The sequence below is a fragment of the Allorhizocola rhizosphaerae genome, assembly GCF_003426775.1.
Lineage (GTDB): Bacteria > Actinomycetota > Actinomycetes > Mycobacteriales > Micromonosporaceae > Allorhizocola > Allorhizocola rhizosphaerae.
In genome coordinates this window covers 1-14,935 of sequence record NZ_QJUG01000210.1, presented here as the reverse complement: position 1 = coordinate 14,935, position 14,935 = coordinate 1, and the positions used below count along the sequence as shown (strand labels likewise).

Sequence of the window (14,935 nt, the reverse complement as noted above, 5' to 3'; positions counted from 1 at the left end):
AGAGGGCGGGGGACTCTTGGGGGGCGGGGTCGGGGTCGGTGGGGTTTTGTCGCTTGCGCCTTGCCCACAAAGCCACCGCGCGGCCGGCGTTGATCGCCGGTTGCTCCACGAATCTATAGGTCAGCTGGCTCAACCCGAGCGTGAGTCCCAGCCACACGATCAGTGAGAGGATCGCTGGTCCGGGCATGGGCGGAACGGCCTGCAGCACCACCCAATGGACCAGATAAACCGAATAGCTGATCCGGCCCAGCCACTGCAGCACCGCGGGCCAGGTGATCTTGTTGCGCAGCGCGTGCGCGCCCAGGAACACCAGCAGCGCCACCACCGCCGCCACGGACTCCGTCCACCATGCGCCGCCGACCTGCCCGTAGGCGCCGCCCCACGGCTCGAAGTAGAGCCGGAACGAAATCGTCGCCGCGATCGGGACGATCGCCAGCGTCACCCAGCCGAGGCGTTTGGACATCTGGCCGGACGACATGCGGTAGATGACCGTGCCGGTGAACATCAGCATCAGGAAGATCGTGGCCTGGTGGATCGGCCACGAACGGTTGAGGAACAGCGCCATGGCGACGAACCACACCCCGGCCGCGTAGAGCGCCATCTGCCGCCCGCGCGCCGCAAGGGCCAGCGCGGCGGCGGTCGCGGCGGCGATCAGCAGCACCCGCACCGGATTGCCGACGTGGTGGGGATCGCTGGCGGCCTGTGGTGTCAGGGCCGAGTCGACCAGGAAGGTGTCGGCCGCGAACAGCGCGAAGACCGCGAGAAGCAGCGCGAAGCCGGCCGAGGCGCGCCGGAAGCGGGTCACGAAGATGACCGATGTGAAGGCGTAGAAGCAGATCTCGTAGGGCAGCGTCCAGGCCGGCCCGAGCAGGTGCGGCGCACCGACGAAGTTGGTCATCAGGGTGGCGTTGCCGAACAGCACCACCAACGGGTACTTGAAAATCCACCAGGGTAGTTCGATCAGCCGCAGCTTCCAGAGCACCACGACGGCCAGGGAAAGCAGCCAGAACAGCGGCACCAGACGGAAGAACCGGCCGATCCAGAACTCCACCAGCGAGCCGCGCCGCTCCAGCGAGGCCGGGATGATGAAGCCGCTGACGATGAAGAAGAGCATTACCCCGAAGCTGCCGAAGTTGAGCAGACTGTGGCTGATCCAATGAAATGTGGAGTTACCGACCGGGGCCGCGTTGCCGATGTGAAACAGCGCGACCAGGAGCGCCGCGATGCCACGGAGGACGTCGAGGAAGCCCAACCGGCTGGGGTGATCCTCGGCTCCTTGGCTCATGGCGCACCAATCTACATACGGGCGGGGCGTACGGCAATTCGCAGCCGCCACACCGATTTCCCGGCCGGAGCGTGGCCGGTGAGGCGCGTTCGGTAAACCGTGTCGGGTCGTCCAAAGTGGTCAGTCGTCTGCAGGGTCTCGGCGTGCGCGACCAGGCCCGGGTGGTCGAGCGTCACGAAGGCCGCCCAGTCGACGCGGCTGATGAGCAGCTCCTCGAACGACACGGGCCGGTCGACGGTCAGCTCGTCGGTGACCGTCAGCCGGCCGTCCTGGTGCCAGTCGAAGCGCCGGATCAGCGAGCGCAAGCCGTCCACCGCGTAGGCCTGCGTGAGATCCAGCTCGAACACCAGTCCCTCGGCCGCCGGCTCGGCCCGCAGCACGACCGCACGGCGGTCGGCGCCCGAAAGTTGCGTGCAGCCGTCAATGATTGGTACGGAATGCCCGAGCGCCGACGGCTGCAGGGCCCGATAGCGGTCGGGACCGAAGTACTCGCGTGTGTATTCGCCCGCGCCCAGGTCGTCGAGCACGTTCACGCCATCCACTCGGAGCACGAAATGCCCCAGATCATGGTGGTTGTGCGGTTCGTCGTTGTGCCCGCCCTTGGCCGCGAACGCGCACCGGTCGCCCCGCGAAACGACCCACCCGAGGTCGTCGAAGATGTTCACCGCACTCGACGAATGCGCGGGAGGCGCAGGCCGGTACCACGAAAGCGTTCGCGACAGATGGGCCCATCGATAGCAGTGATCGTCGTGAAAGGACGGTACCGTCGCGGGCGGGGCCGTGCCGAACCGCTCGTGCAGCCGGCTCATCAGCCCGGCGGGCAGCGACGGCCGCTCGGTGGTGTCGCTGAACGGCACATACGCGTCGTCGCCCAGCCACACCCGTTGCGGAAACGCCGCGATCCGGGCCACCTTCGCCGAGTCCAGCAGATCCCCACCGAGTGCCTCGGCGAAATACACGAAGTACCCGAACCCATAGGCCCAGTAGCCAACTCCCTCGGCACAGCCACCGTCGTCGCCGTACCCACTGAGGAAGCTCGCCATGGCGCGGCGGCAGCGCCCGATTATGGGCAAAGGGTCGTCAAGGAGAGCAAGCGCCGCCATGCCCACCGCGCCCGCGCACACCGCCTCCCAGTTGTTTCGCGACCCCTCCCACGGAAACGGCGTGGGATCGGCGAACGGCTCGAACACGCGCCGCCGCACCTGCTCACGCACCCGGTCGGCGACGCGCGCGTCCAGACGTGACCCCAACGCCGTAACCGTTTCCGCAAGCGTGTGCGCGGTCTCGGCCGCGAACAAATCGACGGTCCCGGGCAGGTGGGCGGGCAGCGCCCACGTGTGCTCGTCGCACACCGACCACATCGCGTCCGACAGCGCGTCAACGCTCGCGCCGGGCCGCAGGACCGCTTGCGCCGCAAGGGCTACAAGCTTCGCGCGACGTGCGAAATAGGCGCGCTCATAGCCCAGCCGCCGCCCACTGTCGCCGAACTCCCGGAACAGGCTGAACGGCAGCTCCGGCATCGCCGGATCGCTTGCCACGGCGTCGATTTCAGCGATCAGCGGCGCGAGGCTCACGCCAGCCTCCCGAGATTTTCCAGCAGCACGGCACCGAGCAAAGGCTCACCCCGCACAAGCCGTTCCACCTCCGCCACCGCGAACTCGCCCAGCCGCAGGCGTTCGCGTCCCTGCGCACCGGCGATGTGCGGGGTCACCAACACGTTCGGCAGGTCGAACAGCGGGTGCCCAGCGGGCAGTGGCTCGGGGTCGGTCACGTCGAGCACCGCGTCGATCCGTCCCGCCGCGCAGTGCCGCACCAGCGCATCGGTATCGACGAGGCTTCCCCGCGCGGTGTTGACCAGGACCGTGCCGTCCCGCATCAGCCCGAGCCGCCGGTCGTCGATCATGTGCCGGGTGCTGGGCAGCGCAGGGGCGTGCAGGGTCACCACATTGGACTGCCGGCACAGGTCGTCGAGGTCGATCGAGCCCGGAACATACGGGTCCGACACGAGCACCCGGTAGTAGCCCAATCGCTCCAGCCGCTCGATGACCCGCCGCCCGATGCGGGACGCGCCGACGACGCCGATCGTGAGCCCGTCGTTGCCGTCGCCGGTGCCGTGCGCGAGCGAGTGGATCCGCCCGGCCGCGTACTGCCTGGCGTAGAAGAAGCTTCGCTTGCCCGCCAAGATGATCAGGGCCAGCGTGTAGTCGGCGACCGGTTCGGCGTTGGCGTCGGCCGCGCTCGACACGGCGATGCCGCGCCGCCACACCGCCTCGCGCAGGTGGCCCTTGACGGTCCCGGCCGCGTGCACGACGGCCCGCAGTTTCGGCAGACCGTCGAGGGTCTCATCGCTGATCACCGGGCAGCCCCACCCGGTGATCAGGATTTCCGTGCCGGCGCCCAGCGGTCCGAGCTCGACGGTCGCGCACAGGCGGGCGAGCAGGCCGTCGCTGAAGACCGTGGGTTGCAGTGCCGCGGACATCCGGATCGCGGCGAGCGGGCGGGAAGGCATCTGGCGAGTGTAAGCGCTTTCCAACATCCGGCAACAGACCTCGGACATATGGCGTTGGCAGGCGGCAACCAGCATCTTCCGCTCCCTTGACGAAGGGCTCCGGACCTCCCTATGCTTCCGGAAATCAACTGACTTGAAACGTTTCGATAAGCGATCTTTACAAAAGAAAGCGCTTCCCCCACACGACCCCGATACGACCCCCACCCGACGAGTAGGGAGCTGGCGTGGCGATGCAGGCTCGGCGCCGATTGACACTGCGGCAACGGCTGCGGCGCGACGGGATGCTCGTGCTGCTTGCCGTGCCCGGCATCGGCATCCTGCTGCTTTTCGAATACATCCCATTGCTGGGCAACGTGATTGCCTTCAAGGACTACCAACCGTTCCTCGGCATCGGCGAAAGCCCGTGGGTCGGCTTCGAGAACTTCATGGTGCTGCTGCGCGGCGATCAACAGTTCCTCAACGCGCTGGCCAACACGCTGATCATCACCGGGCTGCAGGTGCTGTTCGTGTTCCCGGCGCCGATCGCGTTGGCGTTGCTGCTCAACAGCCTGCTGTCGGAGCGGCTCAAGCGCCTCGTGCAGTCCATCCTGTACCTGCCGCATTTTCTCTCCTGGGTCATCGTGGTGGCCATCTTCCAGCAGGTGCTGGGCGGCAGCGGCATGATCAACAATTATCTGCGCTCACAGGGCCAGCCGACGTGGGACATCATCGGCAACGCCGACTGGTTCGCCGAACTGCTCACCGCGCAGGTGATGTGGAAGGAAACCGGCTGGGCCACCATCATCTTCCTGGCCGCGCTGTCCCAGATCGACCCGGGGCTGTATGAGGCGTCCAGTGTGGATGGTGCCAGCCGCTGGCGGCAGCTGTGGCACGTGACCCTGCCGGGCCTGCGCGGCGTCATCATCCTGCTGTTCATCCTGCGCCTGGGCGATGTGCTGACCGTCGGGTTTGAACAGATCATCCTGCAACAGGGTGCGGTGGGCCTGAACGCGAGCGAAGTGCTCGACACCTACGTCTACAACAACGGCATCATCAACGGCCAATGGGGTGTGTCGGCGGCCGTCGGCCTGGTCAAAGGCCTTGTCGGGGTGGCGCTTGTCCTCGGCGCCAACAAGGTCGCGCACATCTTCGGCGAGAGGGGGGTGTACCAGAGATGAACGCTGCGCCGTCGCTTGCCATGCGCGCCGTCAAGGGTGTCGTGCTGATCATCTGCTGTGCGCTGGTGTTGGTGCCGTTCCTGGGCGTTGTCTCGACCAGCCTGGCCGACCAGGTGCAGGTGATCAACTCCGGCGGCTTCGTGCTGTTCCCGGACAACCCCAACCTCAACGCCTACCGGTCCATCTTCGCCGGGGGCGTGGTGACCCGAGCGGTGCTGATCAGTGTGATCATCACGGTGGTCGGCACGGCGATCAGCCTCGCGTCCACGGCGATGCTCGCCTACGCGCTGTCCCGCCCGGGGTCGCTGGCGCACCAGCCACTGCTGATGGTGGTGCTGATGTCGCTGCTGTTCACCCCGGGCATCATTCCGAGCTATCTGATGGTCAAGCAGATGGGCATGCTCAACTCGTTGTGGGCGCTCATCATCCCGACCGCCGTCAGCGGGTTCAACGTCATCGTGATGCGCGCGTTCTTCATGGAGCTGCCCGCCGAGTTGATCGAATCGGCGCGCATCGACGGGGCGAGCGAGACCCGGATCCTGCTGCGCGTGGTCCTCCCGCTGTCCAAGGCGGTGCTGGCCGTGATCGGCCTGTTCTACGCCGTGGGCTATTGGAACGCGTTTTTCAACGCGATGCTGTACATCAACGACAACGACAAGTGGCCGCTGCAGCTGATTTTGCGTACCTATGTGGTGAACAACGCGATGCTGGGCACCGATCAGCTTGGTACGAGTGAGGCATTGCCGCCGCAGCAGTCAATCCAGATGGCGATCCTGGTGATCGCGCTGGTGCCGATCCTTCTTGTGTACCCGTTCCTGCAACGCCATTTCGCCAAGGGCGTGCTCACCGGCGCGGTCAAGGGCTGACCCTGGACCGTCCACTAAGGAGATTCCAATGGCTGCATATTCCGTCGACCGTCGCACCCTCCTCCTAGGCGCATTGGGCGCGGCGACGCTGTCCGCCTGCGGCACGGGCGGCGGCACGCAGAACGCGCCCAGCAACAACGCCAAGGTCAAGATGCCTACGTACACGCCGTTCACCCAGGGCCCCAAGCCGGACCTGCCCGGCACGCCGGAAGGGGTGCTCGACGGCTTCCTGAAGTACCCGGCCAACCCCATCAAGGTGACCGCCGGCCCGCCCGGAGACGGCAGCGCCGTCAGCGTCTTCGTGCAGACTTACAGCCCGGTGGCGCCCGGTATCGGTACCAACAAATATTGGCAGGAGCTCAACAAGGCGCTCAACGCCGACATGAAGATCTCGGTGGTGCCCGCCAACGACTACAGCCAGAAGTTCGCCGCGCTGGTCGCCGGCGACGAGCTGCCCGACCTGATGCACGTGCGCACCAACGTGGTCGACATCCCGGCGCTGATGAAGGCGAAGTTCCAGGATCTCACCCCATTCCTGTCGGGCGACGCGGTCAAGGAATACCCGTTCCTGGCCAACATCAAAGAGATCTTCTGGAAGCAGTGCATCCACAATGGAGCGATCTACGGCATCCCGATCCCGCGCGCGGTGCAGGGCGGTCTCATGTTCCGGCGCGACGACCTCATCGCCGCCAAGGGGCTCAACCCCGATCCGGCCACCTACGCGGATTTTCGCAAGCTGTGCCAGGACCTGACCGACCAGAGGGCCAACCGGTGGGCGATCACCGGCCCCGACGTCGCGGTCCTGTTCATCATGCAGATGCTGGGCATGCCCAGGGGCGAGGGCAACTCCGGCTGGAAGCTCGACGGCGGCAAGCTCACCATGACCTGGGAGCTGGAGCAGGCCAAGCAGGCCATGGCCGACGCCGCGCAGCTCTGGAAGGACGGCGTGATCCACCCGGACAGCTTCCCCGGCCCCAACGCCGACCTGACCGCCAACTACAAGCAGTGGTTCAACGCCGGTTCGGCCGCGCTCGCCGGCGACAACTATCCCGCCTGGCCACAGTTCTATGTGCAAAACGTCGCCGGAGCGGGCTTCAAGGTTGGCGGCATGATTCCGCCCAACTACGACGGCAGCACCAAGGCCGTGACCTGGCAGGGCACGCCGAGCTTCAGCTTCACCGCGTTCAAGAAGGCGCCCGAGGCCCGGATCAAGCAGCTGCTCAAGATCTGCGACTGGATGGCCGCGCCGTTCGGCAGCGCCGAATACCTGTTGAAGAACTACGGCGTGGAGGACATCGACTGGAAGCGCAACGCCGACGGCGACCCGGTGCAGACCGACACCGGGAAGGCGGAGGTGCCCGGCCTCGGCGTGGGCTACATCGCTGCGCCCCACTTCCCGCTCTATTATCCTGGGCAGTCCCAGGCGACCAAGGACGGTCATGCCTACCAGTTGAAGGCGGTGCCCATGTCGGTCGGCGACCCGACCCTCGGCATGTATTCACCGACCGCGTCCCGGCAGAGCGGCGCGTTGAGCACCAAGCTCTCCGACGCACGCTACGCCATCATCCGCGGCGAGAAGCCGGTGTCCTCCTGGGACGACGTGATGAAGGACTGGCGCACCTCCGGCGGTGACCAGATCCGCAAGGAGTTGGAGCAGGCCATCGCGCAAAACGCTTAGCGGTCCGGGCTTCCCTAGGGCCCTGCCGCTACTGTCGCCGTCCTGCCAGACGACGGTGACCGGACCGGCGCCGACCTCCACCCCTGGCTGCCCGGGTGTGGGGCCGGCGCCGGTCTTGTACTTTGCGGTCAGCCGCAGGTGAAGTCGGTCGTGGTCCGGCCGCCGCCATCCCACGTGATGCGGATGTAGTGCCGTCCCGGCGCACACGTGCCGAACGCCGACGGGCTCTCGTTGAAGTTCGGCAGGTGCACGCCGTCGAGATACCACCGTTCCCCTGAGTGGTAGGAGTACACCAGCCAGCAGCCCCAGAAGTCGCCTTGGACCTCACATTCGACCTGGGGGCGGGCGGATGCCGGGCTGCTCACCGCGGCGGACAGGGTGGCGGCGGCGAGAGCTATCGCCGCGCCTGCGGCGAGCCGTCTCCGAACTGCCATGGTGCTCCTTCCTCCGATCACGAAGTTGCCATTCGCGGCAATGTAACTATTGACCGTGGTGAGAGCAAGAGATGTAAATAATTTACACCCGGAGCAGGGTGCGAAACTGAGCCCAGGTGGCCACCGGAGTGGCCCATTCGGGCAAGGCAGGCGTGGGGTGCCGGCCGAACAGGTACCGATGCTCGACCGATTCCAAATGGGCCAGCACATCGAGCCGGTCGTCGACGAAATGCGTGATGCCGAGGCGCTCGCACACCGGTGCCTTGTCGCGCCGCTCGCGCACGAAGTGCACATGGCTCTCGGCGATGCCGGTCCGCTCAAAGAACCGGTGGTGGGCCAGCCAGGCGCGGGTGTTGCCGGCCACCTTCGGCCCGGCCTTGGACACCAGATGCACCCGTCCGGCGAACGGCTGCTCGGTCAGCGCGGCAAGCGCCTCCATGACGCCCGTGATCGCCGGGGTTTCCAGCGGACGGCTGCCGAAGAACGACGTGTCCTCGGCGCCTTCCTCCGCGAGCGCGACTATCACGCCGCCGACGTCCACGCCGAGCGTGGAGGGACGCACGCGTTTGCGGCCAGGCATCCCCCCACGATAGGTCACGGCGATCTAGAAGTGGACCCCGATGCCACCCGGTCGTGTGGCGCTTCTACATAGATTTAGAGGGTACGGCCGAGGGCCAGCAGGTGGTCGGTGGCGTGGCCCAGGGTGAACTCGTTGCGCTTGGCCACGACGAAGTAGCGGTGCATCGGGTGGTCCAGGTCGATGCCGACCCCGCCGTGGACGTGCACGGCGGTGTGTGCGACCCGGTGCCCCGCGTCGCACGCCCAGAACTTGGCCGTCGCGATTTCGCCCGCGCACGGAAGGTCTTGCGACAGTAGCCACGCCGCCTGCCACATGGACAGCCGCACCGCCTCGACGTCGATGTAGGCGTCTGCCAGGCGCTGCGTCACCGCCTGGAACGTCCCGATAGGACGTCCAAACTGGACCCTCTCGCACGCGTAGGCCGCCGTCATCTCCAGCGCCCGCTCCAGCACACCCAACTGCAGCGCGCACAACCCGACCGTCGCGTGCGCCCGCATGCCGGCGTCGTCTCCGACATCGTGCGCGAGCACGCCTTCCTCCGACCCGTCCACGATACGGTGCCGTTGCATGCCGTCCGGTGACACGATCCCGCCCGGCCCCACGATGATGTCGGCGTCGGGGTTGGGAACCCATCGTCCCAAGGCGATCGAGTGAACCCCGTTTTCGTGGCTTCGGGCCGTGACGTGCCAGAGATACGGAATCGGTACACCCGCACGGCCCACCTCGATCAGCACACTGCACTGTTGCAACAGAGTGAACGACGGGTCCAACAGACCGGCCGCGTCGAACTCCTTCCACAGTGGACGGTTGCCGCTCAGGATCTGCCGTGCCAGCCCGGCCAGCTCCTGCTGCTCCTCGGTGAGGCTGAAGTCCATGGCCCGCGCTCCTAACGTCTGGTCGGGGCCGGCAGGCCCAGTCCGGTGGTGGCGATGATGTCGCGCTGGATCTCGTTGGTCCCGCCCCCGAACGTCAGGATCAGGCACGCGCGATGCATCCGCTCCAACCGTCCGTTGAGGACACCCTGCTTCACCTGGGCCTGCGCGCCAACGACCTCCATGAGCAGCCGGTAGGCCTCCGTCGCGAACTCCGTCCCGAACACCTTGGTCGCCGAGGCGGCGGCGGGATTGGGCGCGCGACCGGCCTCCGATGCGATCTTCCAGTTGATGAGCTTCAAAAACTCGACCTTGGCGTGCACGCGCGCGAGGTTGAGGCGTACCCACTCCTTGTCGATCGCTTCCGTCAGACGAGCCCATTCGGTCACCTCGCGCAGCGCGAGCCGGATGGGAGCCGACGAGGTGAGCGCGACTCGCTCGTGGTTGAGCTGATTGGTGATCAGCGGCCAGCCCCGGTGTTCCTCGCCGACCAGGTTGCCCACCGGCACGCGCACGTTTTCGTAGTACGTCGCGCTCGTGGTCGGGCCGGCCATCGTGCGGACCGGAGTCCATGAAAATCCAGGCGCGTCGGTGGGCACGATGATGATGGACAGCCCGCGATGCCGTTCCGCGTCGGGATCGGTGCGGCAGGCCAGCCACACGTAGTCGGCGTATTGGATGAGGCTCGTCCACATCTTCTGCCCGTTGATGACGTACTCATCGCCGCTGGGGGAGCGCACGGCACGCGTGCGCAGTGAGGCGAGGTCGGTGCCGGCGTCGGGCTCGGAATAGCCGATGGCGAAGTGCAGCTCGCCGGCCTCGATCCGGGGCAGGAAGTAGTCCTTCTGCGCCTGCGTGCCGAAGGCCCGGATGGTCGGGGCCACCGTGTTCAGCGTCAGGAACGGCACCGGTACCCCCGCGATGGCCGCCTCGTCCATGAAGATGAGCTGCTCGACGGCGGAGCGGCCGGAGGCGAGCCACCCGTCGCTGCCGAGCTGCTTGACGACGCGGCGATAGGCGTGACCGTCGCCGTATTCACCCTCGGTCGACGTGAGCTCGTCGCGCAGCTCGGGCGTCATCAGCCGGGCGAAGTAGGCGCGCAGCTCGGCCGCCAGCGCCTGCTGTTCCTCGGTGTAGGCAAGGTGCATCTATGCCCCCATTTTTAGAACGTGTTCTAATACTGTACATGGGAGAGGCGTACATTGTGGAAGCCGTCCGCACACCGGTCGGGCGCAAGAACGGCGGGCTCGCGACCGCGCACCCGGCAGACCTCGGCGCGCATGTGCTCGCCGCGCTCATCCAGCGGGCGGGCATCGACCCCGCGGTGGTCGAAGACGTCATCTTCGGGTGTGTGGACACCCTGGGGCCGCAATCCGGGGACATCGCGCGAACCTGCTGGCTTGCCGCCGGTTTTCCCGATGCGGTACCGGGGGTGACCATCGATCGGCAGTGCGGCTCCAGCCAGCAGGCCGTGCATTTCGCCGCCCAGGCGGTGATGAGCGGCACAGCAGACGTGGTCGTGGCGGGCGGCGTGCAGAACATGAGCATGGTCCCGATCGCGAGCGCGATGCAGGCCATGTCGCCGTTCGCCGGATCGAAAGGCTGGCACGCCCGGTACGGCGATCAGGAGGTCTCGCAGTTCCGCGCCGCCGACATGATCGCGGCCAAGTGGGACATCTCGCGCGAGGAGATGGAGCAGTTCGCGTTGACGAGCCACCAGCGCGCGCTGGCCGCCTCGTTCGAAGGCGAGATAGTCCCGTATGGGGACGTGAAGGTGGACCAGTGCCCGCGCGCGGACACGTCGCTGGAGAAGATGGCCGCGCTCAAGCCGCTGCGAGAGGACGGGCGGATCACGGCCGCGCTGTCGAGCCAGATCGCCGACGGAGCCGCCGCTCTGCTGGTCGTGTCTTCAAAAGCGTTGCAGAAGTTTGGATTGCGCCCGCGAGCCCGCATCCACCACATGAGCGTGCGCGGCGACGACCCGGTGATGATGCTGACCGCGCCGATCCCGGCCACGGCCTACGCCCTCGCGAAGGCGGGCATGACCATCGAGGAGATCGACCTCGTCGAGATCAACGAGGCGTTCGCGAGCGTGGTGCTGGCGTGGCTCAGGGAGACCGGAGCCTCACCGGATCGTGTCAACGTCAACGGGGGAGCGATCGCGCTCGGCCACCCGCTCGGCGCGACCGGCGCGCGGCTCATGACGTCGCTGCTGTCCGAATTGGAGCGCCGGGGAGGGCGGTACGGCCTGCAGACCATGTGCGAGGGCGGAGGTCAAGCCAACGTCACCATCATCGAACGCCTATAGGCTGGGGGTTATGTTCGATGTTGACGTGTTTCGCCGGGAAGGTTACGTGGTGCTGCGCGACGTCGTGGACCACGGATTGCTCGACCCGTTCATCGAGGTGCTTTCCCAAAAGGTCGGCGAGCTCGCGGGCGGGCGGTTCGCCGATCTGCCGTTCGACCGCCGGATCGGCGCGCTGTACCAGGGCCGGACGTTGAACACGCGGGAGTGGCAGAGCGCGCTGTTCTGCCGCGAGTTTTGGGCCATCGTGACGGCGCCGCAGATCACCGGTCCGCTGCGGCTGCTGCTCGGCGATGAGATCACCTATCAGGGCAACGCGCATCTGCGGCCCTATCTGTCGAACCATCTGGATCGGTTGCCGTGGCATCAGGACGGGCAGTTCTACGGGGCCGGGATCGAGTCGATGGTGTGGAGCATCGCGCAGGTGTGGCTGCCGCTGACCGATGCCGGTGCGGACGCGGGGTGCATGGCGCTCGTGCCGCGCAGCCACCACTGGGGTCTCATCTCGCAGGAGGCCGGGCCCGACACCGACCCGGAGGAGATCTACCGGCTCACGGCTTCGCGGGTGAAGTTCGAGCCCATTCAGTTGGTGCCCATGCGCAAGGGCGACCTGCTGCTGTTCACGAACCTGTTGGCGCACACGGGGACCGAGAACCGGTCGGGGTTGGTGCGGTGGAGCGTGGACATGAGGTTTGAGACCACGTATGGGTCTCGGCCGTTGACGCCCGCATTGAAGGACGGCTATCGCGTGACGCGGCGCCGGATGGCCTCACGCAACGCCCGTCCGCTGCGCGTCTGCGGCGCCGCCGGACCGCAGAGTTGGGAGGAGTGGGATGCAAACGGCCCTGACTGAGCTGGTGGGGGTGCGCTATCCGATTGTCCAAACCGGAATGGGTTATGTGTCGGGCGCACGCCTCGTCACCGCGACCGCTCGCGCCGGCGGCCTGGGCGTCATCGCCTCCGCCACGATGAGCCTGGCCGATTTGGAAGCGGCGATCGACGAGGTGTCGGCGGCCACGGATGCGCCGTTCGGCGTGAACCTGCGCGCGGACGCACCGGACGCGCCGTCCATAGTGGACTTGATCATCGCCAAGCGGGTGCGGGTGGCCTCTTTCGCGCTCGCGCCGTCGCCAAAACTCATTGCGCGGCTCAAGGAAGCGGGCGTGATCGTCATCCCGAGCGTGGGCGCGAAACGTCATGCCGAGAAGGTCGCGGCGTGGGGCGCCGATGCGGTGGTCGTGCAGGGTGGGGAGGGCGGCGGGCACACCGGATCCGTGCCGACATCGCTTCTGGTGCCTCAAATCGTTGATACGGTACCCATTCCGGTCATCGCGGCCGGTGGCTTCTTCGACGGGCGGGGGTTGGTCGCGGCTCTGGCCTACGGCGCGTGCGGCATCGCGATGGGCACGCGGTTCCTGCTGACCACCGACAGCCCGGTGAACGACGCGGTGAAGGCGCTCTATCTCGGCGCCGACTTGACGGGCACCGTCGTGACGACGCGCGTCGACGGCGTACCACACAGGGTCTTGAAAACATCTTTTGTCGATGGCCTGCAGCGTTCGTGGGGCTGGGCACGGGCGATTCGCAACGCCGGGCGTTTCCGCAAACTGTCCGGCATGTCGTGGCCGTCGATGGTGCGGCAGGGTCTGGCCATGCGGCATGGGCGCGAGCTCACCTGGCCGCAGGTGCTGATGGCCGCCAACACACCCATGCTCCTGCGATCCGCGATGGTCGACGGTCGCCCGGACCTCGGCGTCATGTCCGCCGGCCAGGTGGTCGGCGTCATCAACGACCTGCCCTCGTGCGCGGAGCTCATCGAGCGCATCATGTCCGAGGCCCACGACTGCCTGGCCCGCCTCAGCGCGACCGCGCGCGGTGCCCACGACGGCTATCCCGTGGAGTCAAGATAGGCGAGCACGGCCAGCACACGGCGGTGGCCGCTGTCGTCAGGGGCGAGGCCGAGCTTGGCGAAGATGTTGCCGATGTGCTTGTGCACCGCGTTGTCGGTGATGACCAGGCGGCTCGCGATCGTGGTGTTGTCGTGGCCCTGCGCCATGAGCGCGAGGATCTCGCGCTCGCGCCGGGTGAGGGTGGCGACCGGGTCGCCCCGGTGCGCCAGCAACTGCGCGACGACCTCGGGGTCGAGCGCGGTGCCGCCCTCGGCGACGCGACGCAGCGCGTCGACGAACTCGCTGACCCGGCTGACCCGGTCTTTGAGCAGATATCCGACGCCGCGGGGCGTCCCGGCGAGCAGACGGGTGGCGTAGGCGTGCTCGACGTATTGCGACAGCACCAGCACGGGCAGACCGGGATGGCGCCGGCGGGCCTCCAGCGCGGCCCGGATTCCCTCGTCGCGAAAGGACGGTGGCAGCCGGACATCGACGATCGTCACGTCCGGTCGGTGCTCGTCGACGGCGGTGAGGAAACGGTGGGCGTCCGTGGCGATCGCGGACACCTCGAAACCGTTGGTGCGTAACAGCAACTCCAGCCCACTGGACAGCAGGACGTTGTCCTCCGCGATCACCACCCGCACGGCAGCTCCACGGTGACGGTGGTCGGGCCGCCCGGTGGACTCGTCACGGTGAGCGTGCCGTCGAGCGCCTCGGCCCGGCGGCGGATGCCGGCCAGGCCCGTGCCGCCGGACTCGTGCGCGCCGCCCGCGCCGTTGTCGCGTGCCACAAGGAACAATCGGTCATCTTGGCGGCGCAGGTTGATGAAAGCCTTGGTAGCGCGGGCATGCTTGGCCGCGTTGGTGAGCGCCTCGGTGGCGGCGAAGTAGGCGACCGCCTCCACGGCGGCCGGGATCTGACCCAGCTCGCCGACCTCGAGCTCGGTCGGCACACCGCCGCGGGCCACGACCGCCTGCAGCGCGCCCGCCAGCCCGTGATCGGCCAGGACCGGTGGGTAGACGGTCCTTATGACCTCGCGCAGTTCGGTCATCGCCTCCTCGGTCCCCTCGTGCGCCTCGCGCAGCAACTGCGACGCCATGGCGGGATCGTCGGGCAGCGCCTGCCGGGCGACGGCCAGCCGCATGGCGATGGCCACGAGCCGCGCCTGGGTGCCGTCGTGCAGGTCGCGCTCGATCCGGCGCAGCTCGGCGCCGTGGGCCTCCAGCACGTCCGCGCGGGTGCGGGTGAGCACCGAGACCCGGTGGGCGAGCCGCTCGGCGGCGGACGGTGCGAGCAGGGCAAGGGTGAGGCGGGCATGCGCGGCGGCCAGGGGCGGGAAGGCGACCGAGCCGAGCGCGGC

The 14,935-nt window shown here is 67.5% G+C and carries 15 protein-coding genes; 6 read left to right on the top strand and 9 right to left on the bottom strand.

Annotated elements, in window-relative coordinates; translation table 11 throughout:
• From DM816_RS32725 to DM816_RS32715, 3 genes are all read right to left on the bottom strand, one after another.
• The coding region (locus DM816_RS32725; RefSeq protein WP_162908074.1) for an acyltransferase family protein at positions 1 to 1,285 on the bottom strand (1,285 nt) is incomplete at its 3' end.
• 11 nt (positions 1,286 to 1,296) lie between these two features.
• Complete coding sequence (locus DM816_RS32720) at positions 1,297 to 2,859, bottom strand: heparinase II/III domain-containing protein (protein ID WP_117214344.1); 1,563 nt, start codon at positions 2,857 to 2,859, stop codon at positions 1,297 to 1,299.
• A complete protein-coding gene (locus DM816_RS32715; protein WP_117214343.1) occupies positions 2,856 to 3,794 on the bottom strand; it encodes a hydroxyacid dehydrogenase in 939 nt (312 codons plus the stop codon). The genes DM816_RS32720 and DM816_RS32715 overlap by 4 nt, the downstream gene beginning before the upstream one ends.
• 230 nt (positions 3,795 to 4,024) lie before the next feature.
• On the opposite strand from DM816_RS32715, the gene DM816_RS32710 reads away from it, so the two are divergent.
• From DM816_RS32710 to DM816_RS32700, 3 genes are read left to right on the top strand one after another with little or no spacing between them, the layout of a single operon-like run.
• Positions 4,025 to 4,951: an ABC transporter permease gene (locus DM816_RS32710; protein WP_117214345.1), complete on the top strand. Its 927-nt coding sequence runs from the start codon at positions 4,025 to 4,027 to the stop codon at positions 4,949 to 4,951.
• Positions 4,948 to 5,817, top strand: a complete 870-nt coding sequence (locus DM816_RS32705) for a carbohydrate ABC transporter permease (RefSeq protein ID WP_170318898.1) — start codon at positions 4,948 to 4,950, stop codon at positions 5,815 to 5,817. Before DM816_RS32710 ends, DM816_RS32705 begins: the two co-directional genes overlap by 4 nt.
• Before the next feature lie 28 nt (positions 5,818 to 5,845).
• Positions 5,846 to 7,495, top strand: coding sequence for an extracellular solute-binding protein (locus DM816_RS32700; RefSeq protein ID WP_117214341.1), 1,650 nt, complete (start codon positions 5,846 to 5,848; stop codon positions 7,493 to 7,495).
• Positions 7,496 to 7,623: 128 nt separating this feature from the next.
• Here the strand turns inward: DM816_RS32700 and DM816_RS32695 are convergent, their stop codons facing one another.
• The 4 genes from DM816_RS32695 to DM816_RS32680 all read right to left on the bottom strand — a co-directional run bounded on the left by DM816_RS32695 (position 7,624) and on the right by DM816_RS32680 (position 10,529).
• A complete protein-coding gene (locus DM816_RS32695) occupies positions 7,624 to 7,929 on the bottom strand; it encodes a hypothetical protein (protein WP_117214340.1) in 306 nt (101 codons plus the stop codon).
• Between the two features lie 82 nt (positions 7,930 to 8,011).
• Positions 8,012 to 8,509, bottom strand: coding sequence for a hypothetical protein (locus tag DM816_RS32690; protein ID WP_117214339.1), 498 nt, complete (start codon positions 8,507 to 8,509; stop codon positions 8,012 to 8,014).
• A gap of 74 nt (positions 8,510 to 8,583) precedes the next feature.
• Positions 8,584 to 9,384 (bottom strand): acyl-CoA dehydrogenase family protein, encoded by an 801-nt coding sequence (locus DM816_RS32685; protein ID WP_117214338.1) that lies wholly within the window; start codon positions 9,382 to 9,384, stop codon positions 8,584 to 8,586.
• A gap of 11 nt (positions 9,385 to 9,395) precedes the next feature.
• A complete protein-coding gene (locus tag DM816_RS32680; RefSeq protein WP_117214337.1) occupies positions 9,396 to 10,529 on the bottom strand; it encodes an acyl-CoA dehydrogenase family protein in 1,134 nt (377 codons plus the stop codon).
• A gap of 38 nt (positions 10,530 to 10,567) precedes the next feature.
• Here DM816_RS32680 and DM816_RS32675 point away from each other — a divergent pair, with 38 nt between their 5' ends.
• Genes DM816_RS32675 through DM816_RS32665 form a run of 3 tightly spaced genes read left to right on the top strand, consistent with a single transcriptional unit; the run spans position 10,568 to position 13,596 of the window.
• Positions 10,568 to 11,689 carry an acetyl-CoA C-acetyltransferase gene (locus DM816_RS32675; RefSeq protein WP_117214336.1) on the top strand — a complete coding sequence of 374 codons (1,122 nt, stop codon included), beginning with the start codon at positions 10,568 to 10,570 and terminating at the stop codon, positions 11,687 to 11,689.
• Between the two features lie 10 nt (positions 11,690 to 11,699).
• Entirely contained in the window at positions 11,700 to 12,539 is an 840-nt protein-coding gene (locus DM816_RS32670; protein ID WP_117214335.1) for a phytanoyl-CoA dioxygenase family protein, read from the top strand.
• A complete protein-coding gene (locus tag DM816_RS32665) occupies positions 12,520 to 13,596 on the top strand; it encodes an NAD(P)H-dependent flavin oxidoreductase (protein WP_117214334.1) in 1,077 nt (358 codons plus the stop codon). Before DM816_RS32670 ends, DM816_RS32665 begins: the two co-directional genes overlap by 20 nt.
• On the opposite strand, the gene DM816_RS32660 is transcribed toward DM816_RS32665, so the two are convergent.
• Together DM816_RS32660 and DM816_RS32655 are read right to left on the bottom strand one after the other, a co-directional pair.
• The gene (locus DM816_RS32660; RefSeq protein ID WP_117214333.1) at positions 13,575 to 14,219 is read right to left on the bottom strand and encodes a response regulator transcription factor; all 645 of its coding nucleotides are present in this window, start codon (positions 14,217 to 14,219) and stop codon (positions 13,575 to 13,577) included. The two genes, DM816_RS32665 and DM816_RS32660, sit on opposite strands and share 22 nt — an antisense overlap.
• A partial coding sequence (locus tag DM816_RS32655) for a sensor histidine kinase (protein ID WP_162908073.1) occupies positions 14,207 to 14,935 on the bottom strand: 729 nt, incomplete at its 5' end. The genes DM816_RS32660 and DM816_RS32655, both read right to left, overlap by 13 nt.